At 63.8% G+C, this 21,889-nt stretch carries 20 protein-coding genes; 1 reads left to right on the top strand and 19 read right to left on the bottom strand.

Annotated features, from left to right (window positions below; translation table 11 throughout):
- Nucleotides 1-28 precede the first annotated feature (28 nt).
- From BSY239_RS16590 to BSY239_RS16520, 15 genes are all read right to left on the bottom strand, one after another.
- Nucleotides 29-3,724 (bottom strand): PAS domain-containing protein, encoded by a 3,696-nt coding sequence (locus BSY239_RS16590; protein ID WP_069047765.1) that lies wholly within the window; start codon nt 3,722-3,724, stop codon nt 29-31.
- A 9-nt stretch (nt 3,725-3,733) separates the two neighbouring features.
- The gene (locus BSY239_RS16585; RefSeq protein ID WP_083240029.1) at nt 3,734-4,708 is read right to left on the bottom strand and encodes an ABC transporter substrate-binding protein; all 975 of its coding nucleotides are present in this window, start codon (nt 4,706-4,708) and stop codon (nt 3,734-3,736) included.
- A gap of 382 nt (nt 4,709-5,090) precedes the next feature.
- Nucleotides 5,091-5,852: an SDR family oxidoreductase gene (locus BSY239_RS16580; protein ID WP_069047763.1), complete on the bottom strand. Its 762-nt coding sequence runs from the start codon at nt 5,850-5,852 to the stop codon at nt 5,091-5,093.
- A gap of 21 nt (nt 5,853-5,873) precedes the next feature.
- A complete protein-coding gene (locus BSY239_RS16575) occupies nt 5,874-7,307 on the bottom strand; it encodes an aldehyde dehydrogenase family protein (protein WP_069047762.1) in 1,434 nt (477 codons plus the stop codon).
- 16 nt (nt 7,308-7,323) lie between these two features.
- Entirely contained in the window at nt 7,324-8,649 is a 1,326-nt protein-coding gene (locus tag BSY239_RS16570) for a TRAP transporter large permease (protein WP_069047761.1), read from the bottom strand.
- Nucleotides 8,650-8,703: 54 nt separating this feature from the next.
- Nucleotides 8,704-9,195, bottom strand: coding sequence for a TRAP transporter small permease (locus BSY239_RS16565; RefSeq protein WP_069047760.1), 492 nt, complete (start codon nt 9,193-9,195; stop codon nt 8,704-8,706).
- A gap of 80 nt (nt 9,196-9,275) precedes the next feature.
- Nucleotides 9,276-10,247, bottom strand: coding sequence for a TRAP transporter substrate-binding protein (locus tag BSY239_RS16560; RefSeq protein ID WP_069047759.1), 972 nt, complete (start codon nt 10,245-10,247; stop codon nt 9,276-9,278).
- Between the two features lie 54 nt (nt 10,248-10,301).
- A complete protein-coding gene (denD, locus tag BSY239_RS16555) occupies nt 10,302-11,336 on the bottom strand; it encodes a D-erythronate dehydrogenase (RefSeq protein WP_069047758.1) in 1,035 nt (344 codons plus the stop codon).
- Nucleotides 11,333-12,142 (bottom strand): 2-oxo-tetronate isomerase, encoded by an 810-nt coding sequence (gene otnI / locus BSY239_RS16550; protein WP_069047757.1) that lies wholly within the window; start codon nt 12,140-12,142, stop codon nt 11,333-11,335. The genes denD and otnI overlap by 4 nt, the downstream gene beginning before the upstream one ends.
- 13 nt (nt 12,143-12,155) lie before the next feature.
- On the bottom strand, nt 12,156-12,833 hold the full coding sequence (locus BSY239_RS16545) for a class II aldolase/adducin family protein (protein ID WP_069047756.1): 678 nt from the start codon (nt 12,831-12,833) through the stop codon (nt 12,156-12,158).
- Complete coding sequence (gene otnK, locus BSY239_RS16540) at nt 12,830-14,107, bottom strand: 3-oxo-tetronate kinase (protein ID WP_069047755.1); 1,278 nt, start codon at nt 14,105-14,107, stop codon at nt 12,830-12,832. Before otnK ends, BSY239_RS16545 begins: the two co-directional genes overlap by 4 nt.
- Nucleotides 14,104-15,036, bottom strand: a complete 933-nt coding sequence (gene ltnD, locus BSY239_RS16535; protein WP_069047754.1) for an L-threonate dehydrogenase — start codon at nt 15,034-15,036, stop codon at nt 14,104-14,106. Before ltnD ends, otnK begins: the two co-directional genes overlap by 4 nt.
- Entirely contained in the window at nt 15,033-15,794 is a 762-nt protein-coding gene (locus tag BSY239_RS16530; RefSeq protein WP_069047753.1) for a FadR/GntR family transcriptional regulator, read from the bottom strand. Before BSY239_RS16530 ends, ltnD begins: the two co-directional genes overlap by 4 nt.
- A 633-nt stretch (nt 15,795-16,427) precedes the next feature.
- Complete coding sequence (locus tag BSY239_RS16525; RefSeq protein ID WP_069047752.1) at nt 16,428-17,033, bottom strand: TetR/AcrR family transcriptional regulator; 606 nt, start codon at nt 17,031-17,033, stop codon at nt 16,428-16,430.
- 26 nt (nt 17,034-17,059) lie between these two features.
- Nucleotides 17,060-18,154, bottom strand: a complete 1,095-nt coding sequence (locus tag BSY239_RS16520; protein ID WP_069047751.1) for an alkene reductase — start codon at nt 18,152-18,154, stop codon at nt 17,060-17,062.
- 181 nt (nt 18,155-18,335) lie between these two features.
- Here BSY239_RS16520 and BSY239_RS23080 point away from each other — a divergent pair, with 181 nt between their 5' ends.
- Nucleotides 18,336-18,431, top strand: a complete 96-nt coding sequence (locus tag BSY239_RS23080) for a DUF4113 domain-containing protein (RefSeq protein ID WP_442905806.1) — start codon at nt 18,336-18,338, stop codon at nt 18,429-18,431.
- Between the two features lie 21 nt (nt 18,432-18,452).
- On the opposite strand, the gene BSY239_RS16515 is transcribed toward BSY239_RS23080, so the two are convergent.
- The 4 genes from BSY239_RS16515 to BSY239_RS16500 all read right to left on the bottom strand — a co-directional run bounded on the left by BSY239_RS16515 (nt 18,453) and on the right by BSY239_RS16500 (nt 21,862).
- A complete protein-coding gene (locus BSY239_RS16515) occupies nt 18,453-18,779 on the bottom strand; it encodes a hypothetical protein (RefSeq protein ID WP_069047750.1) in 327 nt (108 codons plus the stop codon).
- Nucleotides 18,780-19,088: 309 nt separating this feature from the next.
- Nucleotides 19,089-20,051 carry a PDR/VanB family oxidoreductase gene (locus BSY239_RS16510; RefSeq protein WP_069047749.1) on the bottom strand — a complete coding sequence of 321 codons (963 nt, stop codon included), beginning with the start codon at nt 20,049-20,051 and terminating at the stop codon, nt 19,089-19,091.
- A 44-nt stretch (nt 20,052-20,095) separates the two neighbouring features.
- The gene (locus BSY239_RS16505; RefSeq protein ID WP_069047748.1) at nt 20,096-20,878 is read right to left on the bottom strand and encodes an SDR family NAD(P)-dependent oxidoreductase; all 783 of its coding nucleotides are present in this window, start codon (nt 20,876-20,878) and stop codon (nt 20,096-20,098) included.
- Nucleotides 20,879-20,881: 3 nt separating this feature from the next.
- The gene (locus BSY239_RS16500) at nt 20,882-21,862 is read right to left on the bottom strand and encodes a Bug family tripartite tricarboxylate transporter substrate binding protein (RefSeq protein ID WP_069047747.1); all 981 of its coding nucleotides are present in this window, start codon (nt 21,860-21,862) and stop codon (nt 20,882-20,884) included.
- Nucleotides 21,863-21,889 lie beyond the last annotated feature (27 nt).

Here is a 21,889-nt window from a genome sequence, read left to right as displayed (position 1 = left end):
AGTTTCCCTGAATTGTTTCTTCGCTCATTCACGCCTCGGTCGGTTGCTGCAATTGGTTGATGAGCTCCTTGTGGGCAGCATCGAAGTCAAGAGCGTCAATCATTTGGAGAAGTCCCTCGGCGTTATCCTGACCCAGCAAGCTGACCAGCTCTGGCCGCAGTGCCAATCCAAGATCGATGGCGTCGAAGTCACTCGTGGACAACAGCCCAGCGAGACTGGCGAGCTTCTCTCGCCCAACTTGCGTCAAGGGGCCAGCATCCAACTCCAACGCCGCACCCGACACCAACGACTCAATGTGATCCTCTACGTGAGCCAACAGTTCGTCAAGGACCTTGGCCACCGGCGGCACAGCTTCCAGGGGCAAGACAGAACCACCGTGAATAGAGCTTTCAGCCTGCTCGGCCACTGCTGCCAGCTCGGTGGCGCCCAACATTCCGGCACTGCCGCGCAACTTGTGCAAGCTGGCGCAAAAATCGGCGTTGATCTCGGCACCCTTCTGTTGTGCCAGTTCAAGCCAGGTCACACCCCAAGTCGAGTAGTTTTTTCGCACCAATGTGAGCAGTTTGTTGAAGAGCACGACACTGTTGCTCGAATACCCCTTGGCCAATGTCGTGTCGATGCCCGGAATTTCAGGCCAGGGTTGCGACGCTGGCAAGCCCAAATAGATGGCTCCCTCCTTTGACTGGCTCAGCACCACCTGTGGTGCCTTGCCCCGGTAAGAGCAGATCTTGTTACGCAACAACTTCACCACGTCCAGAGGCTCCAGCGGCTTGGTGAGGAAGTCGTCCATGCCGGCCGCTTTGGCCCTGAGCCGCTCACTGTCGAGTGCTCCGGCGGTGAGGGCAATCACCGGCAGGGTCTTAAATGCCGCATGCGATTTGATGAGTCGTGTTGCCTCAAGGCCGTCCAGTACCGGCATTTGCACATCCATGAGCACGGCATCCACCGCGTCGGGATGAGCCAGCAGCCAGTCAGCAGCTTCCCGTCCGTTGACGCATGTGTGGCAAGTGGCACCTTGCTGTTGGAGCAGCGCAAAGGCAATCTCCAGATTGATCTCGCTGTCATCGACTATCAGGATACGCGCTCCCTGCAACCAATGGATACCGCCATCGATTGCGTGGGTGGTTCCAATCAGCCGGTCTTGAGAATCCTTGCCTAGTGCCAGAACCTCGACCACCGAATTGAAGATCATGGACATGTCAACTGGCTTTTGAACCACTCGATTCAGCGGCAGCGGCAGCCTCGCCATCGCCTCCAGCTCCTGCGAATCACCGATCAAGATGGCGGGCAATTCATTGCCCTGTGCCTTTGATACATCCACCAGCTCGCGAAGCTTCACAGCGCCCTCGTTGCCAAGGGCCGCGTCCACAAGGAGCACGTCCGGCTCACCCGTCTCTGAAGCCATGGGTCTGAAGCACCTCCAGCCAATTGCAGCGAGGCGCTGTTTCATGTCAAGGCACAGGTCCTCGTCAGCGCACATCAAAGCCACTTCGATAGGTCGGCTCGCACGCGTGACCTCTGCCACCAAATCCGCGCTCGCCTCCACCAGCGGCAGCATGATCAAGAATTCGCTGCCCACACCGAGCGTGCTGCTGACCCGAGCATCGCCGCCCATCATCTGCGCAAGGTTTCGAACGATGGACAGCCCCAGCCCGGTGCCGCCAAACTGCCGTGTGGTGCTCTCGTCAGCCTGCACAAAGGGCGTGAACAAGCGACCGATCGCCTCTTGCGAAATGCCCACACCGCTGTCCCGAACCACCAGCTCGACCCATGGTTGAGAGACATCCTGTCGCACCCGCGTCGACAGGTTCACTTCGCCGGTGGTCGTGAACTTGATCGCATTGCTCAACAGGTTGCTGAGCACTTGTCGCAGGCGAAAGCGGTCACCCACAATCCACAAAGGCAAGTCTGCAGCGGTGTCCAGCGTCAGCTTCAAACCCTTGGCCTGTGCCACGACACCGTGAACGTCGACCAGCTCATCAAACAGCTGCCTGGGCTGGAAGGGCTGCGCGTTCATCGACAGTTCTCCGGCCTCGATCTTGGCCAGGTCCAGCACGTCGTTGATGATGTCCATCAACCCATGTCCTGCCTGGTTGGCCTTGCCCAGCAGGTCGCTCTGGCCAGGCTTGAGACCGGTGTTCTGCAGCATCCTGTGCATGCCCAGCACGGCATTCAATGGCGTGCGGATCTCGTGGCTCATGTTGGCCAGGAATGCACTCTTGGCGGCGCTGGCCGACTCGGCCGCCACCTTCGCTTCCTGGAGTGCCTGCGCGGCCTGTTGCCGCTCGGTGATGTCCTGCAGGGCGCCGACAAGATAAGCGGCTTGTCCGTTGACGTACTCCACCTCGCCCAAGGCGCGCACCCAGATGTGGCGACCGGTGAAAGTGACCAGGCGCAGCTCCAGATCCCAGCCCTCGCCGGTGTCGGTGGCGTGCTGCGCGGCGCCGGCGATCACGTCGCGGTCTTCGGGGGCGTAGAAGTTGATGCCTGTGTCGAGGTTCGGTGCAAAGTCTGCCGGCACCTCATGGATGCGCCGGGTCTGCTCGTCCCAATAGAGCAAGCCGGAGCGCAGATCGAGGCGCCATCCGCCAATTGAAGCCAGCTGGCCAACGCGCCTCAGCAACGCCGTCTGCTCCTGCAGGGCGGTCGCGGTGTCGACCTGATAGGTGATGTCGGTGTTGACGCCGATCATGCGCAGAGCCTTGCCTGCTTCGTCACGCACCACGTGCCCGGCGGCCTTGAGGTGCCGCACGCTGCCGTCGGGCAGCAGGATGCGGAACTGGGTGTCAAACGGTTTCAGACCGCTGATGGCATCCTGACTTGCCTGTTCACTGGCGGCCCGGTCGTCGGGGTGCAGGCTGCTGCTCCACAGCACATAGGGCTCGGCATCGCCGGTGCGGCTTCGCCCGTACAGCGCATACATCTGGTCATCCCAGACCAGAGTGCCGGCCTGCAGGTCGTACTCCCACACACCCATGGCCGCACTCTCCACAGCCAGCGCCATGCGCTCTTTCGCACGCGCCAGGGTATCGGTCATGGCATTGACGCTGGCAGCCAACTGGCCCAGTTCATCGCTGCGACCGTAAGTGCAGCGGGCCTGCAGGTTGCCAGCCTGCACCGCCTGCGCCGTAGCCCGAATCAGCGCCACCGGGCGCAGCACGCGCACCAGCAGCAGCCACGCAAGGAAAAGCGATGACGCCAGCCACAGCCAGTTCAGCAGTCCGTCCTGCTCGCGCAGGCTGGAGGCTTCTGCCTGCAATTGCCCAAACAGTGTGCCATCACGCCGGTAGGCCAGGTCGCTGACCAGCCGGGTTTCAGACAGGATCTGATCCACCAGCATGGTGCGGCGCTCATCAGCCAGCCCCGGCGCCAGCTCGGAGACGTCTCGACCCAGGCTTTCGAAGATCGCTGTCAGGTTGGCAGTGGTCTCTCGCAGCTCATCGAAGTCTTCGTCGCTGGACCCGACCGGGATTGCCTGAACCACGGCCTGGGTCAGCGCGCGGTGCGCGGCCTGCCACTGGCTGGCGGACCGCTCGGTGCCGCGCAGCATGTATTCGTGGGTCAGCACCAGCAGCGCGTTGGCGTCGTGCGAGGCCTTTCGCGTCGCCTGCATCTGAACTTCGAGCTGCGCCACGCGCGCCGCGCTGTCAGTCTGCAGTATCAATTTCAGGCCGCCCACGCCCAAGGTCAAGGCCAGGTAGAAGATGATCAACCAACGCAGCATGGACGTCCTTCAATCCACCAGGGTGACAGCCGTTGGGTCCACTGAGCGCAGTGGCCCCGGGCGCATGCGCGAGAGGTAATCAGGCGAACTGTCGCCCTTCACCTGGCCGGTGCGGCGCATCCAGCGCGACTCCGCCTCCAGCGTGGTGAGCAGCGACTGCCCCAGCGACAGGCGAAAGCTCAGCAGCTCCCAGGTTTCGTTGACCACCTTCGGGTCCAGCTTGAGCTGGCTGGCCACCAGTGCCTGCGCGCGAGGCGGGTCGGCGCGTATGTAGAGTGTGGCGCGCTGCAACGCGCGTAGCAGCTTGGCTGCGTCGGCATCGCTCAGACCGGGTTTGGCCACCAGATTCATGGTCACCGTGTACAGCCGCGGCGCCGGCAACACGAGGGCCTTGCCCCCAAGCAACCGCATGGCCTCCGGACCATGCGGCTGGTACAGGCCGGCGGCATCGACCTCGCCCGCGGCCAGTTGCTGCGGCGCCCGGGCCGCATCCAGTTCGACCAGGGTGACCTGATCCAGGCCAATGCCGTGGAACGTGAGGAAGATGTCGGTGAAATAGTGACCGGTGGTGCCCCGCACAAAGCCGACGCGCTTGCCACGCAGATCGGCAGGCGATGAAATCCCCCGGTCGGTGCGCGCAACAAAGCTGTTGTCGCGCGACGTGGTCATAGTCGCCAAGATATGGAAGGGCAGGCCTTCATGCACGGCTGTCACGATCGGCGTGTCTGCCACGGTTGCAATGTCCACCTCGTTGTCGGTCAGGTGCTTGAGGCAACGCCTTCCGTTGACACAGGGAATGATTTCCACCGCCAAACCCTCGGCGGCAAAAAAACCCTGCCAGCCAGCGACAAGGGCAGGCGAAAAGTAGGGCAGTTGGGCCACCGCTATGCGCAGCGGCTGGGCGATGGTTGGCGCGGCCCAGCACGCGAGCAGGAGTTGCGCCGTCAGCAGCAACCACCTAGAACCCCAACGACGACAGGCCATAAAAATCCCCACGAGTCTTTTTTATGAGTTTGCCCGAAGTTGAGGCATCTCGATCTGTGGTCGTGCGGCCATAAAACCAGTCAATTGTTTGTGTCAAACACCGGTTGCGCTGCAAAGCGCTGAGGTTACAGCGGCTTGGGCGCTTGGTGAATGGCCGTTCTCGGCGGTGGAGCTGCCGTACAAACCGAGCCCACTGAACGGCTGGTGATGCACGCCGCAGCCTTCGAGTTGATGCGCCCGAACGACTCAGTTCAGTCTTAAGCTGCCCTCATTTTCTTGAAGACTGACCGGTAGCGATTCAGGTGCACATCGAGCTCCTCAACCGCGCACCCGATCTCCCCCCAACCGCTCAGTAACCAATTACTGAATGAGCTGCCACGCTTCACACGCAGCGCGCTCCGTCCACTTCTAGGCAGACGCCCGAGATGAAGGCGGCTTCGCTGCTGGCGAGGTACAGCACCGCGTTGGCTACATCGATCGAGGTGGAGAAGCGGCCCAGCGGGATGGAGGATCGGAACTTGTTGAGCCGCTCTTCGGTCAGCTCGCCGCCGGCGAACGACGGGCCGAGCGTTGTGAAGGGGTTCATCACCGGGTTGATGCAGTTGACCCGGATGTTCTCCGGCCCCAGCTCGGCCGCCAGCGACTTGCTGGTGGTGATGACGGCCCCCTTGGAGCCGTTGTACCAGGTGAGCCCGGGGCGGGGGCGCACGCCGGCGGTGGACGCGATGTTGATGAAGCTGCCGCCGCCATTGGCGCGCAGCGCAGGCACGGCGTGCACGGTGGCCAGGTAAATGCTTTTGACGTTGACCGCGTAGCAGCGGTCGAAGTCGTCTTCGCTCACATCCAGCGCTGGCTGATTGCGGTGAGTCCAGCCGGCATTGTTGACCATTACGTCGAGCTTGCCGTGCAGGTTCAGCGTGGCCTGCACCAGCGCTTTCACGTTAGCCGATTTCGTGACGTCGGCGGCAACGAACGCCGCATTGCCGCCCGCAGCCACGATGTCGGCGGCCACGCGCTGGCCGTTGGCCACGTCGATGTCGTTCACGATGACGTGGGCGCCTTCTTCGGCCAGGCGCAGGGCAATGCCCTCGCCGAAGCCGCTGCCTGCGCCGGTGACGATGATGGAGAGATCCTTGACTCGCATGCTGTGGTGTCCTTGTGGGGTTCAGCCGTGGCGGAAGGCCACGGTCTTGAGGGTGGTGAAGCCGAACAGGGCCTCGAAGCCTTTTTCGCGGCCGTGGCCCGATGACTTGACGCCGCCAAACGGCAGCTCCACGCCACCGCCCGCGCCGTAGTTGTTGACGAACACCTGACCGGCTTTCACGCGCCTGGCCATGCGGAACTGGCGCCCGCCATCGCGTGTCCACACCCCGGCCACCAAGCCGAAGGGCGTGGCGTTGGCGATTTGCGTGGCGTGGTCTTCGTCGTCAAAAGCCATGGCGGACAGCACGGGTCCGAAAACCTCTTCCTGCGCCAGGCGGTGATGCACAGGCACGTCGCGCAGCAGCGTAGGGACGGCATAGAAGCCGGCGGCGGCGGCTTCGTCCACCACGCGCCCTTGCGCCACGGTGGCGATGCCGTCGGCCCGGGCCTGGTCCAGGAACCCCCGCACGCGCTCCTGCTGGCTCTGTCGGATCAGCGGGCCCAAGTCTAAGTCCATCGCGGGTGGCCCGGCGCGTAGCGTGGCGAAGCGCTGGCCCAGGCGCTCCAGCAGCGGTTCGTACAGGCCACGCTGCACCAGCAAACGCGAGCCTGCGCTGCAGGTCTGTCCGCTGTTCTGCACGATGGCGTTGACGATGAAGGGCAGGGCGGCGTCGATGTCGGCGTCGTCGAACACGATTTGTGGACCTTTGCCACCGAGCTCCAGCGTGACGGGGCAGTGCCGCTCAGCCGCAGCCTGCTGGATCAGCGTGCCCACGCGAGGGCTGCCGGTGAAGCTGATGTGGTCGACGCCGGGATGGCGCGCCAGCGCGTCACCCACTTCGTGGCCGTAGCCGGTGACGATGTTGATGCAGCCGGCCGGAAAACCAACCTCCACCGCGAGTTCGGCGACGCGCAGCAGCGACAGACAGGCGTCTTCGGACGGCTTGACCACACACACGTTGCCGGCCGCCAGCGCGCCGCCCACGCAGCGGCCGAAGATCTGCATGGGGTAGTTCCAGGGCACCACGTGGCCGGTCACACCATGCGGTTCGCGCCAGGTGAGCACGCTGTAGCCGTCGAGGTAGGGAATGGTGTCGCCATGCAGCTTGTCGCCGGCCCCGGCGTAGAACTCGAAGTAGCGCACCAACGCGAGCGCGTCCGCTTTGGCCTGCGCCACCGGTTTGCCGCAGTCGCGTTGTTCGATCCCGGCGAGTTCGTCGGCGTGTTCGGCCACTTTTTGGCTGAGCTTCATCAGCAGGCGCCCGCGCTCGGCTGCGGTGGTGCTCGACCAAGTGCGCTCGAAGCATTCGCGCGCGGCGCGCACGGCGGCGTCGATGTCGGCGGCGTTGCTGCGCTCGATGGTGTCGTACGCCTGGCCGTCGGCAGGGTCGATGACCGGGAGACTCTGGCCAGAAGCCGAGCGCTCGGCGCTGTTGTTGATGTGGTTCAGTGCCATGGAAGATACCTGGCAGTTACTGAGGACCGATGCTCGGTCCGATGGCGGGCTCCACCACCGGGGCTTTGGCAAACACCGCATCGCGCAAGGCTAGCGAGATCGAGGGCAGGTAGGTGATGAGGGCCAGGCAACCCATGATGACGAGAACGAAGGGCAGCAGGTGGCCGACAATGCGGTCGAGCGAGATCTTTGCCACCGTGCAGGCGGCGAACAGGTTCACGCCGAAGGGCGGGGTGATCATGCCCATGGCCAGGTTGACCACCATGATGATGCCGAAGTGCACCGGGTCGACGCCGAAGTGGATGGCCACCGGCACCAGGATGGGGGCGAGAACAATGATGGCCGCCGAGGTCTCAATGAACATTCCGATCACGAACAGCGCGGCGTTCACGCCCAGGAGGAACCAGCCTGGCGACTGCAACACGCTGGTGAGCCACATGCCGATCGCATCCGGGATGCCTGCGCGTGTGATCAGGAATGCAAACAGACCGGCGTTGGCAATGATGAACATGATGACCGCACTGGAGAGCACCGACTTGCGCAGCACGGTGACGATATCCCTCAGCTTGAGTTCGCGGTGAACCACCATGCCGACCAAGAGCGCATAGAACACCGCCACCACCGAAGCTTCGGTGGGCGTGAAGATACCGCCGTAGATGCCGCCAAGAATCACCACCGGCATCAACAATGCCCAACCCGCGTCGCGTGTGGCCGGCACGAAGCCCAGGCGGTCGTCACCGTCGTTCTTGCCCAGTCCCTTGAAGCGGCACCACAGGTGCACGAAAAGCATCAACGAGGCCCCGATCAGCAGGCCGGGCACCACGCCGGCGATGAACAGCTCGCCAATGGACACCTCAGCGGCGACGCCAAACAGGATCAACGGGATCGACGGTGGAATGACCACGCCAAGTTCGGCCGAGGTGGCTTGCAACGACGCTGCATAACCCACCGGGTAGCCGTGTTTGACCAACGCGGGAATCAGGATGGAGCCGATGGCGAAGGTGGTCGCTACCGAGGAGCCAGAGACCGCCGCGAAGATCATGCAGGTGAGCACACAGGTCATGGGCAGGCCGCCCTGCACACCACCCACCAGTGATTTGGCAAAGTTGACGAGCCGACGCGAGATACCGCCGGTCTCCATCAGGTTGCCTGCAAGGATGAAGAAGGGGATGGCTGCCAGAGGGAACTTGTCAATGGCCGAGAACATTTCCTTCGGCACAAGGATGAGCTGGTTGCTGTCGAAGATCGCCAGCCCGAGGATGGCCGAACCGCCGATAGCCACGGCAATGGAAATGCTGAAGGCAAAACACACCAGCATGGTGACGAGCAGAGTCAAGGGCATGGTGTGTGTCCAGTGGAAGGGGGCAGGGAATGAAGGCTCATGTGGGCGGTCGCGTCACAGTGCGGTTGTTAGTTCATCGTGCTGCGGGTCTGCGTGGTGCGCAACCGTGGCCAACAGGCCGAGTAGGGCACCGGTGGGGATGGCGGCGTAAGCCCAGGCCATGGAGAGATTCAGGCTGGCAAAGGTCTGGAAGCGAATACGCCAGACCAGGTCGATCCCGAACCACAACACCACCGAAAAGAAGCTCAGGTTGACCAAGGTGATGATCCAGCGCACCGTGCTGCGCCAGGCACCGCGCGACAGGCGCAGCATCAGGTCCACCGAGATCAGCGCGCCCTGGCGCAGCGCCACCACCGTGCCGAGCATCACCATCCAGATCAGCAGGCGGCGCATGATTTCTTCGGTCCAGGTGGACGGCTGCGAAAACACGAAACGCGTCACCACCTGCCACATGCCCAAGCAAGAGATCACCGCCAGGATGGCGCAAGCCAGCGACAGGCACAGGCCGGTGATGCGGCGATCGATGGCAATGATGAGAGATTTCATGGGCAGGCGGCGAAACAAACAATGAGGCCCTCGGCAAGCGAGGGGAAGACGGGCCCGAAGGCCCGCCGCAGGGGGGAGCGTTACTTCACAGCCTGGATGGCCGCGATCTTGTCGGCGCCGAACTCCTTGGCGAAGGCGGCGTAAGCAGGCGCTACGGCCTTGCGGAAGCTCTCGCCATTGACCTTCTCGACCACCTGCATGCCTTCGCTCTTGAGCTGGGCAATGCCGGTGTTCTCGTCGTCGTTGACCTTCTTGCGCTGTGCCGCAGCGGCCTTCTTGCCGGCTTCGGTGAACACAACCTTGTCAGCGGCGGACAGCTTGCTCCACACCGCGGGCGAGAGGATCAGCGCCGCAGGCGAATACACGTGGCCGGTCAGCGACAGATGCTTCTGCACTTGTGAGAACTTGGACGCCAGGATCACGGGAATCGGGTTTTCCTGACCATCGACCGTGCCTTGCTGCAGCGCGGTGAACAGCTCCGGGAAGGCCATGGGCGTGGGCAGGATGCCGAAGGTCTTGTAGCCGTCCATGTGCACCTTGTTTTCCATGGTGCGCATCTTCAGGCCGCTGGCGTCGGTGGCCTGGTTGATGGCGCGCTTGCTGTTGGTCATGTGGCGGAAACCGTTTTCGGTCCACGCCAGGTTGATCAGGCCCTTGGCTTCCATCTTCTTCTGCAGGTCCTGGCCGATCGGGCCGTCCATCACCTTGCGTGCGTGGTCGTAGTCGCGGAACAGGAAGGGGATGTCGACGATCTTGACCTCGGGCACGAAGTTGCCCAGCGGGCCGGTGGAGGTGTTCACCAGGTCTTGCGTGCCCAGCTGCACGGCTTCGATCTGCTCGCGTTCACCGCCGAGTGCCGAGTTGGGGAACTGCTGGCACTTGTAGCGGCCTTGCGTGCCCTTCTCCATTTCTTCGCAGAACACGGTGGAGCCCACGCCGTAGTGCGATGTGGCCGAGGTGGCGTATCCGATCTTCAGCACGGTCTGGGCCTGCACGGCACCCGAGGCGGCCAGGATGGCGGCGAGAGCGATGGGTTTGATGAGTTGTTTCATGGACGGTGTCTCCGTTGTGGTTGGGGGAAGGGAACAGGGGAACGCAGAAAGGGGTTAGGCCAGTGCGGGCAGGCCCAGCCGCGCCCGGGCCTGCGGGTGGCGCACCGCGTCGGGTTGGTCGTGCACGTACTGTTGCAGCACGGCGGTGAAGCTGGCGTCGGCGGTGAGGCCCAGGCGCGGCGATCGGGCGCTTTCGAAACGCGCAGGCCAGGCCTGCACGATGCCGGCCACCGCGGCGTCGGGCGTGTGTGTGATCAGGCCCATCACCTCCGAGCCGGCCAGGGATTCGAGTGCGGCCAGCATCTCGCGCACGCTCACGGTGAGGGCCGGCAAGTTGAGCGCGGTGCGTCCGCCAAAGGTCTCGCGGCTGGCCTCGGCCACGGCCACGATGCCGGCCACCGTGTTGGCCGGGGACGACAGCGCCACGCGTGTGTCCAGGTCCACCGGGCAGGCGCTGGGCAAACCCGCCAGCGGTTCGCGGAACAGGCCCGAGAGAAAGCCCGAGGCTGCGCCGTTGGGCCGCCCGGGGCGCACCGAGACGGTCATGAGCCGTGCCGCGCGGCCGTCGATGAAGCCCTTGCGCGTGTAGTCGGCCAGCAGCTGTTCACACACAAATTTGTGGATGCCGTAGCTGCCCTGCGGCGTGGGCAGCGTGTCGTCGCGCACCACGGCGGGCAGGGGCACGGCGGTGTCGCTGCCGAACACCGCCACCGAACTGGAAAAGAAAAACAGCGGTGCGGGATGCCCGGCCAGCGTTTGCGTCCGGCAGGCGTCGAGAAGGCTGCGCGTGGTGTCCAGGTTGGCGTGCAGGCCGAGGTCGAAGTCGGCCTCGCATTCGCCCGACACGGCGGAGGCGAGGTGGAACACCGCGTCCCAGCGCTGCGCCATGAGCGCGGGAATCTGCGCCAGCAGGTCGCCGGTGTGGTGGCGCACGCGCGGGTCGGCCAGCAGGGCAGCGTCGCGCGGTGCCACCAGGTCGGCCAGCATGAGTTGTTCAATGCGCTGGCCGCGCAGCGTGCCCTGCAGCAGCAGGGTGCGGGCGAGGCGGTCGCCGAGAAAGCCGGCGCCGCCGGTGATGAGGATGTTCATGGGTGGGTCACGCGTGTGTTTTTTCGGGCAGCCTGGTACAGGTGAAGCCAGTCCAAGCCTTCGCTGGTGCCGGACTTGGGGCGGTATTCGCAGCCGACGAAGCCGTCGTAGCCGAGGGTGTCCAGCAGGTCGAACAGGTGGGGAAAGTTCACCTCGCCCCCATCGGGCTCGTGGCGGTCGGGCACACCCGCAATCTGCACGTGGCCCACACCGGCCAGGTGTTGTTGCAGGCGCTTGCTCAGGTCGCCTTCCATGATCTGGCAGTGGTAGAGGTCCATCTGCACTTTGAGGTTGGGCGCGCCCACCTCGGCCAGCACGTCGTGCGCGTGCTGCTGCAGGCTCAGCAAGTAGCCCGGCATGTCGCGGCTGTTGATCGGCTCGATCAGCAGGCTCACACCCAGCGGCGCGAGGCGCGCGGCGGCGTGGCGCAGGTTGTTCACATAGGTGGCGTGGCAGGCGGCGGCGTTGCTGCCCGCAGGCACCAGTCCGGCCATGGCGTGCACGCAGCGGCAACCGGTGGCTTCGATCCAGGGCAGGGCATGGTCCAGCGCGGCGGCGAACTCGGCCTCGCGCCCGGGGTGGCAGGCCATGCCGCGTTCTCCGGCGGCCCAGTCACCCGGGGGCAGGTTGAACAGGGCCTGCGTGAGGCCGTGGTCTTTCAGGCGCGCGGCGATCTCACCCGGTTTGTGCTCGTAGGGAAAGAGGTACTCCACCGCGTCGAAGCCGTCGCGCGCGGCTGCGGCAAAGCGGTCGAGGAACGGCACCTCGGTGTACATCATGGTCAGGTTGGCGGCGAAGCGGGGCATGGCGAGTTTGTGTTTACCAGGGGGCGTTGAAGCGTGTGCGCAGAACGTCGATCTGCGCATCGGTCAGGGGTTCGGCGCGGCGCTCGCTCATCAGCCACAGGCGCGCGGTTTCTTCGAGCTCTTCGAGCAGCGCCATGGCATTGCCCGGGCTGTCGTGCCACACGGTGGGGCCCAGCCGCTCCAGCATCACCGCGCGCAGGGGGTGCGGTGCGTGGGTGATGAGCGCGGCCACGTCGTCGGCCACAGCGGCATCGCCCGGCACTCGGTACGGCACCAGCGGCACGTGGCCCACCTTCATCAGCTGGTAGGGCGTGAGCGGCGGCAGGATGTCGGTGGTGCGCCAGACACCTTGGAGCGTGAGCGCCACCAGGTGGGTGGAATGGGTGTGCAGCACACAGTGCGCAGCGGGCGCGGCGGCGTAAATGCGGCGGTGCAGGGTGAGCGTCTTGCTGGCGCGGGCACCGCCCAGCGCGGTGCCGTCTTCACTCACCCAGGCCAGTTGTGCGGGGTCGAGAAACCCGAGGCAGGCGTCAGTGGGGCTGATGAGGAAACCACCGCCTTGTTCGGCCGAGAGGCGCACGCTGATGTTGCCGGCGGTGGAGTGCACCAGGCCGCGCTGGAACAGGCTGGCGCCCACGCGGGCGATCTCGGCCCGCACAGCGTCCTGGGCGGCGGGCCCGTGCTGACTCACAGAACCACCCCCGCCTGCCGCAGCGCTTGCGCGAAGAAATCAACGCCGCCGAAGTTGCCCGACTTAAGCGCCAGCTGCACCGCCTCGCCGTTGCCCGGCAGGGTGGACTGCGTCCAGGGCACGCCCGGGCAGATGGGTGCGCCGATGCGCAACTGCTGCACCCCCAGCGCCTGCACCACAGCGCCCGAGGTTTCGCCCCCGGCCACCACCAGGCGGCGCACGCCGGCCTGCACCAGGCCTTGGGCAACGCGGGCCAGCGCGTGTTCAACCAGCTCGCCGGCGGCCTGCACGCCCAGCGCCTGCTGCACCGCGCGCACGCTCTCGGACGCGGCGGTGGCATAGGTCAGCACCGGGCCTTGTGCCAGTGCCTGCGTGGCCTGGGCCAGCACCGTGTCGGCGCTTTGCCGGCCCTGGTGCAGCGCCAGTGGGTCGATCTGTAAAGCAGTGCGCCCAGCAGCCAGCCACTGCGCGACCTGCGCGTTGGTGGCCTCCGAGCACGAGCCCGACACCACGGCAGCGGGGCCTTGCAGGCTGTCGAGATCGGCGGCGTTCGCGTTTGGCGTGAACCAGCCGCGCCGCGCGTAGGCGGGCGGCAGGCCCAGGGCCACGCCCGAGCCGGCGGTGAGCAGGGGGAGATCGGCGCAGGCCTCGGCCAGCGTGAGCAGGTGCTCGTTGCTCACGGCATCGGCCACGGCGATCTTCACGCCGTCGGCACGCAGCTGGGCCATGCGCGCCTGCGTGGCTGGCGTGCCGCCATCCAGCGTGTCGTGGCGCAGCAGGCCCACCGGGTGCGTCGTCTGCGCCTGCAGCACGCGCACCAGGTTCGCGTCGGTCATGGGGGTGAGCGGATGGTTGCGCATGCCCGAATCGCTCAGCAGCACATCACCCACGAACAGGTGACCACGAAACACGGTGCGCCCGTTTTCCGGGAAGGCTGGGCAGGCGATCGTGAACTCGGCGCCCAGTGCGGCCATGAGCGCGTCCGTCACCGGGCCGATGTTGCCCTGCGGCGTGGAATCAAACGTGGAGCAGTACTTGAAGTAAATCTGCCGCGCTCCCGCTGTGCGCAAGGCGGCCAGCGCCGTGAGGCTTTGCGCCACCGCATCGGCCGGGGCCACGGTGCGCGTCTTGAGCGCGATTACCACCGCGTCGGCCTGCGGCAAGCCGCCTTCAGGCACACCGAGCACCTGCACTGTTTGCATGCCGGCGCGAACCAGCATGCTGGCCACGTCGGTGGCGCCGGTGAAGTCGTCTGCAATGACGCCGAGGATCATGCTTCAGCCTGCACTGCGGGGGCGGGGGCCGGCAGCTCGATGCCGGCCAGTTGCGCGTAGTACTTCACCACGGCCGAGTCGTCTTCAGCGCCCAGGCCCATGGCCGCGGTGGCGAGGTAGAGTTGGTGCGCGGCGGCGGCCAGCGGCAGCGGAAACTTGAGCTGGCGCGCAGCGTCCAGCACGATGCCCAGGTCCTTGATGAAGATGTTCACCGCCGACAGCGGTGTGTAGTCGCCGTCGAGGATGTGCGGCACGCGGTTCTCGAACATCCAGCTCATGCCGGCGGAATTGCAGATTACCTCGTACAGCTGGCGCGGCTCGGCGCCGGCGCGCATGCCCAGGGCCATGGCTTCGCAGGCGGTGGCAATGTGCACACCCGCCAGGTGCTGGTTGACCATCTTCACCGTGGAGCCGATGCCCGCCTTGTCGCCGAGGCGGTACACCTTGCCGGCAAAAGCTTCGAGCACGCTGCCGGCGGCGGCAAAGGCCTCGGGCTGGCCCGAGGCCATCACCGTCATCTGCCCGGCAGCGGCTTTTTTCGCACCACCCGACACCGGGCCGTCGATCAGCCAGTGGCCGGTGGCCAGCAGGCGCTCTTCCCACACGGGGGGCAGGGCAGGGTCGACCGTGGCCGAGCACACCACCACACCGCCGTGCTTCAGGGTCGAAGCCACGCCTTGCGCGCCGAATAACACGTCTTCCGTCTGCGCCGCGTTGACCACCAGCACCAGCACCACGTCACTGTGGCTGGCCAGTTCGGCCACGCTGGCGGTAGCGCGGCCGCCCGCTTGTTCAAAAGCCGCGCGGGCATCGGCGCGCGGGTCGCAACCCCAGGTGGTCACACCCTGGCGCAAGGCAGAGAGCGCTGCGCCCATGCCCATGGAGCCCAGGCCAATGACGCCGAGGGTGTATGAAGAAGCGTTGCTCATGAGGAAGACCCGGGTGAGGAAGGAGCGAGCAGCGCCCCGAGGGCGCGGCGGATGGGAGGTGCGGCGTTGTTCAGACGTCTCGCCGCGTTGTGCATGTGCAGCATGGCGGCCTGACGTGCCGCGAGCACATCGCCGCGCATCACCGCTTCGGCGATGGCTCGGTGTTCTTCGCGCACTTCAACCATGTAGCCGCTGTCCAGCGCTTCGTTGGTGCGCGTCACGCACATGGCTTCGCGCTGGTACTGCTCCAGGAAGCTCAGCAGGCGTTCGTAGTGCGGGTTTTCGGTGGCGCGAGCTATGCTGCGGTGAAAGGCCAAATCCGCCTCCACGCCTTCGACGCCCTGGGGCGGGCAGGCTTCCAAGTGTTCCAACGCCTGGGCGATCGTGCGCGCCTTCTCCGGGGTCATGCGCTGCGCGGCCAACGCGGCCACGTCGGCCTCCAACCCGCGGCGTACCTCCACCACCTGCAGCACGCTATCCATGGATGTGACCACCAGCGGATCAAAGGCCAGGGCTCGCGCCTGGTGGCGCGGCGCGACGAACACGCCGGAGCCCTGGCGCGAAGTGAGCAAGCCGATGGACTTGAGTCGACTCACGGCTTCTCGAACAACAGTGCGCGACACCCCGAATTGCTCGGCAAGTCGCTGCTCGGTGGGCAGTCGCTCGTCTGGCGACAGATCCCCAGATTCAATACGTTGCAGTAGCAGGCTGGCCAGTTTGTCGGTGAGGCGTTCGGGCGCTAGCAGGGCGTCGCTCATGTCACTAAATGAGATTCTTCATGTCGGGTGATATGGTCATCATACAAATCACAACGAACTTTTCACTCATGGTTTTCCCTCGAAAAGAGGCGCGCGACGGATCGCACATAAGCCGCTCGGGATGGATGCGGGGCGCAATCAGGTCTGAAGTGCAACACCTGCGAGCAAGCGCTGCGCGGGCTTCCCAGTCCACCGAACCAAGTGGAATGGCCGGTATCAAAGGAACTGCGGCCTTTCGAGCGCGGCTTGCCGCAATGACCGGAAAGCAGCGTCGCAATGATTCAGTGCCCCGAAGACGAACGTCCGAGTTCAATCTTTAGCTGGCATTGAGAACAAAGGCCTGATACGCAAAAGCTGCGGTCGCTCAACTGCCAAATGTAGGCGTCAGCACTCGTGCAGCAGCAAGTATTCAGGAAAGAGCGCTTCTGTAAGGGTTTAAAGCAAACCGAGCGATAAGGGCTCGCTCCTGGGCCACGCACACGACGCGATCGCTTCCCCTGCGCCATGAGGGCTGCGCAGGTCGTAGCCAACTCCACCGGACAGCAGCCAGCTCAGGCCAGCTGTGAGAAAGAGCGTGTATGAACTTCTTACCCTTCGGCGGTCACGCGCTTCGAGCAGTGAGGGTGTTTGCGATCAGGCCGGCCCGACCTGATGCGCTAACCAGAGACGTGTCTGTGCCAGCGCTCGGTCGAGCGGCCCGGAGCTGCGCTGCACGCGGGCCAGCAAGGTGGCGCCCAGCCACTGCTGGTAGAGCTGTTCCGCCACCTCGGCCGGGTCGGGGCAGCGGGTCAGCTCGCCGTCTGAGATGCCTTGCCTCAGGCAGCCTTCCAGCCGGGCCAGCACTTGGGTCGTGCCGTGTTCCAGTGTCGCTCGCATCGACTCCGACAAGTCACAGACCTCGGCGCTCAGCTTGACCACCAGGCAGCGCTCGGTCAGGTCATCACCCGATTGCAGCGCATGCCACCGGCCGAAGAAAGCGAGCAGCCGCGCCGCAGCGTTTTGCCCTGGCGCCGCCAGCAGGGCATCCGTCTGCTCCAAGTACCCCTCGAAGTGCCGCTCGAGCAAGGCCTCGCCGAATTGGTCCTTGGAGCGGAACCAGTGATAGAACGAGCCTTTGGGCACCCCCGCCGCAGCCAAGATCTCGCTCAGGCCCACCGCGGCGAAACCCTTGCTGACGATGATCGCCCGCGCGGTGTCCAGTATCTGCTGGCGCGTATCGACGACCGGATTTGCGTTCATGGCCGCAGGAGTATGCGAGCGGTGCGTCAGGCGACGGCCGTTTCGAGTGCTGGGTAGTCGTCGTAGCCTTCGGGGCCACCGGCGTAAAAGGATTCGGGCCTGGGCGTGTTGTACGGGCCGTCACGACGCAGCCGCTCGGGCAGGTCCGGATTGGCGATGAACAGCTTGCCGAAAGCAACGAAGTCGGCCTGCTCTTGCGCGATCGCCGCCGTCGCCCGGGCGCGGTCGTAGTCGCCATTGGCCATGTAGGCGCCGTTGAAGATCTGCCGCAGCTTCTGGAAGTCGAAGCCGCTACTGACGTCTTCCACCACGTGAAGGTAGGCCAATCCATAGGCGTTGAGCTGTTCGGTGACGGCTTCGAACGTCGCTTGCGGCGTTGAGTCGGCGATGTCATTGAACGCGTTCACCGGCGACAGACGGACGCCGACGCGACCCGCTTCCCACACTGTCAGCACCGCCTCCGTGACCTCGCGCAGCAGGCGGGCTCGGTTGGCCACCGAGCCGCCGTAGCCGTCCGTGCGATGGTTCGTGCCGTCACGCAGGAACTGGTCGATCAGGTAGCCGTTGGCGGCATGGATCTCGACCCCGTCGAAACCAGCCTCTTTGGCCTGGACGGCGGCACGGCGGAAGTCTTCAATCAGCGCCGGGATCTCTTCGGTCTCGAGGGCGCGCGGCGTCTCGAAGGGCTTCATGCCCTGTTCGGTGTAGATCTCGCCGGCCGGACGGATAGCCGAGGGCGCCACTGGGAGGCCGCCGTCGGCCTGTGTCAGCGGGTGGGAGACGCGCCCGACGTGCCACAGCTGCAGGAAGATCTTGCCACCGTGGGCATGCACGGCCTGCGTCACGCCCTGCCAGCCAGCCACCTGTTCAGGGCTGTGGATGCCCGGTGTCTTGGGATACCCCTGGCCTTGCGGCGTGATCTGCGTGGCCTCGGAAATGATCAGGCCGGCACTGGCGCGCTGCGCGTAGTAGCGCGCATTCAAGGCGTGAGGAACATTGCCCGCAGCAGCGCGGCTGCGCGTCAGCGGCGCCATCACGATGCGGTTGCTCAACGAGACGCTACCGAGGACGGAGGGAGAGAACAGGGCGCTGGGGGCCGGGGTCGAAGTGGTTTGGTTCATGAACTGATGCAGTGAGGGACAAAACGAGGATTGTATTAGACCAGTCGTCTAGCCAACGATTGCACGGCTATGCGGAGTGCGAGATGCCCAGCCAGGCGACTTTCAAACATTCGCCGTGCGCCGATATCGACGGTTTCAGCCTCCACGCTGCCGTACGTTGCGCGGCTGACAAGCGCCAGTCATCGGCGCTTCACCTCGCAACTGGAACATGAGGCAGGAGTTGCGCACACCCTCGTACACGAGGCGGTGGGAGGACATGCCGGTGGTCAGGACGTGAGGGCGCTGTAGGAGCGGTACCTCACTTACGCTGAAAAGATCGATCGGGAGGTTCGTGTTTTTGCTCGCGGATGAGTTGGAGCGCGATTTCGATAGAAAGTGTTTCCGCTGCTTTCTGCCACGACCATGACGAAGGCATGGCGCCGATGTCGATCTCGCTAAACGCCGCGACAAGTCGTTCTTCGAGAGACTCGCGCAATGCGGTCACGCGTTCCTGATCGATTACCAACCCCTTGGCGATGCGGTGTGCCGCCACGAGGTCAAGCGCAAACCTGACTGCTCGCTGTAGTTCGCGTGGGTCGACTTCGTTGAGGTCCATAAAGCGAGAAGGTACACCCAACGCCAGCATTTAGGAATTCGGCGAAACCTCCAGAACTGTCTCGCTGTCGTCGGGGAGCTTTCGTCTGCTTCAGACTGAACTGAGTCACTCGAAGTCTCATACCTGATTACTCTTAGCGGCTAGACAGGGCGTTCAGCAACTGGGGCACGAACGACCGCTGCACCTCCGAAACCGGGTACTCCAAAAGCTTTGGCCGAAGCCAGCATACAAAAGGCAGGTTGAGTTCACGGTGGCTTGGAACTGCCAACCTGAAGCGCACCGACGGGCCGGGAGACACCGTTCGGCCATCATTCAAGGCAACCGACGCTCTATTAGAAGTTACGCATCCAGAACAAGGCACTGAGAGCTGCACCGCGATACACAGATCATCATCGACTTATTTGCCCTACGCTCTTCGGCGGTGAGGATGCTGTCCCGGTGGTCTACCTGACCGTCCAAAACTTTGGTCTCGCATGCACCACAAAGTCCTTCGCGACAACTGTGGTCGGGCAACAAACCGTTGTCCAACATGGCATCCAAGATCGACTGTCCGGCGCTGACTTGGATGACTTTCGCACTGCGCCGCAACTCCACCGTGAAATCGGACGCAGCCGGCTGCGGAGCTTGAGGCGCAGTGAATCTTTCGAGATGCACTTGGTGCAAGTTCAAGTTTGAACACTCCCTTTGGAATGCATCAAGCATGGGCGCTGGACCACAAGCGTAGAAGTGCGCTGCAGGTGAATGTGCTGAAAGCAGCGTCTTCAGATCGGGTGGTCTGCCTTCTTCGTTATCGAAGTGGTAGGTGATGTTCAACCCACGCGCGGTCATGGTCTCCAGTTTCTGCAGGAATGCTGTGTCCTGTCGCGACCTTGAGCAATAGATCAAGTCCGCTGTTCGCCCCAATTCGAGCAGTCGGTCCAACATGCAAAGCATGGGGGTGATGCCAATTCCTCCTGCCAGAAACACCGAATGCAGCGCGGCTTCGTCCAGAGCAAAATTGTTGCGTGGCTCTGAGATCTTGAGCATTTGGCCAACACGGAGGTTCTCATGCACAAACTTGGAACCACCGCGGCTTTTGCGATCCTTCAATACGCCCACAACATAGCGGCCCGAATCTGAGCATGGGTTGAGCACGGAATAGTTCCGGACGAGACCGTTGCCCAAGTGGAGATCAATGTGTGAGCCAGGCTCATGCGACGGAAACCGCACGCCCTCTTCCGCTGGCTTCAGTTCAACGCTGATGGTGTCCGGTGCCTCATAGCGCAGGGTGTGAACTCGTGCAGAAAGCGTGGATGTAGACATGAAAAGACGAATTCAACCCGGACGCTGATGAGCGATAGCGGGGATTACATGATGTGCAGCCCGCCGTCCACCATCAGCGTTGTGCCGGTGATGAAGGAGGCTTCACTGGAAGCCAGCCAGAGGATGGGCCGTGCAATTTCGATGGGGTCTGCCCACCGCCCAATCAAGGACGTGTCCTTGCGTTCAGACTTGAGTTGCTCCACGTTCTTTCCCGCACCCTGAGCGCGACCCACGTGAAAGTCGGTCAGCGTGGATCCTGGACAGACTGCGTTCGCTCTTACCGAATGTGGCGCCTCTTCAAAGGCGAGCGTGCGTGTGTACGCAAGCTGGGCGGCTTTGGTGGCATCGTAGAGACCCATTCCACGGCGTCCTGTGACCGCATAACAAGACGACACATTGACGATGCTCCCCGCACCCGATGCACGCAACGCCGGGAGAGCAGCTTTGCAGTAATTGGACATTCCAACCAGGTTGACGCCCACCATCGCCTGCCATTCACCCGGTGTCGCATCGCCCGCTGCCGAATAGTTGCGCATCGCTGCGTTGTTGACGAGAACATCCAGCGAACCCCACGCGTCAACACAGTGCCTGGCGCTGGCCATCGCCGCCTCCTCATTGGTCACATCAGCGAGCATGCCGAACACCCTCGCATCAGGCTGAGCATTCAGAATGGCGGCCTTCGTTCGCTCGAGTGCCTGCGCATCGGCATCCACCATCAGGATGGCAGCGCCTTCGCGAGCGAACAAGGTTGACACTGCAGCGCCGATGCCGGCGCCCGCACCGGTAATCAGCGCGACCTTGTTCGCCAAGCGGTAACTGTTGCTCATCACTCAGTTCACCTTGGCGCCGGTGTCCTTGATGACCTTGCCCCAGCGCACGATTTCCGTGGAAATCCAGTTGCTGAATTCCTGCGGTGAGCTTGCGACGATTTCAAACTCCATGTCTTTCAGGCGAGCTTTGATTTCCGGAGAGTTGATGATTCTCACCATCTCTTGGTTGTATCGGGCAATGATGTTGGGCGGCGTGCCTGCCGGGGCAAGAAATCCGATCCAGGATGTCGCCTCGAAGTCCTTCAATCCCGATTCATTGAGCGTGGGAATGTCCGGGGTACTGTCGAAGCGCTTGGTACCCGAGGTAGCCAGCAGCTTCAACTTCCCCTCCTTGACGAACCCTTGCACGTTGCCCGGTACAAAGAAGCCTGCTTGAACGTTCCCAGCAAGGAGGTCAGCAACGGCCGGCCCTGCACCGCGGTAGGGGATGTGGGTCATCCGGAAGCCCGCTTCCGACTTCATCATTTCCATAGTCAGATGCGATGCACTGCCCAGTGACACCGACCCATAGGAATACTTGGTTGGATTGGCCTTGGCCTTGGCGATGAAGTCCTGAACACTGGTGATCCCTGTGGCGGGATTCACCACCAGGTATTGGGGTGCCTTCACTGCAAGGGTGATGGGTGCCAAGTCCTTTACGGGGTCATATGGCATGTTGTCGAACAGGGTCACATTGATCGCCAGCGGTCCGTTGTACCCCACCAAGAGCGTGTGTCCATCAGGCGCGGACTTCACCACGTCCAGCGCACCGATGTTCCCGCCAGCCCCGCCTTTGTTCTCGACCACAAAGGGCTGCCCGAGCGCCTCCTGAAGCTTGGGCGCCAAGAGGCGAGCCAGCACGTCGTTCGTGCTTCCCACGATCGGAACCACGATCCGAACAGTCTTGGTGGGGCGCCAGTCGGAAGTGGCTTGTGACCATGCGGTGGATGCCGTAAACGCCGTCAGTACGGCGGTGGCGATGATTGACCTGGATGCTTTCATGTTGTCTCCTTCTTTGTGGTGGAAAAG

The organism is Hydrogenophaga sp. RAC07, from assembly GCF_001713375.1.
Taxonomy (GTDB): domain Bacteria; phylum Pseudomonadota; class Gammaproteobacteria; order Burkholderiales; family Burkholderiaceae_C; genus Hydrogenophaga.
This window is presented reverse-complemented; position numbering and strand designations above follow the sequence as displayed.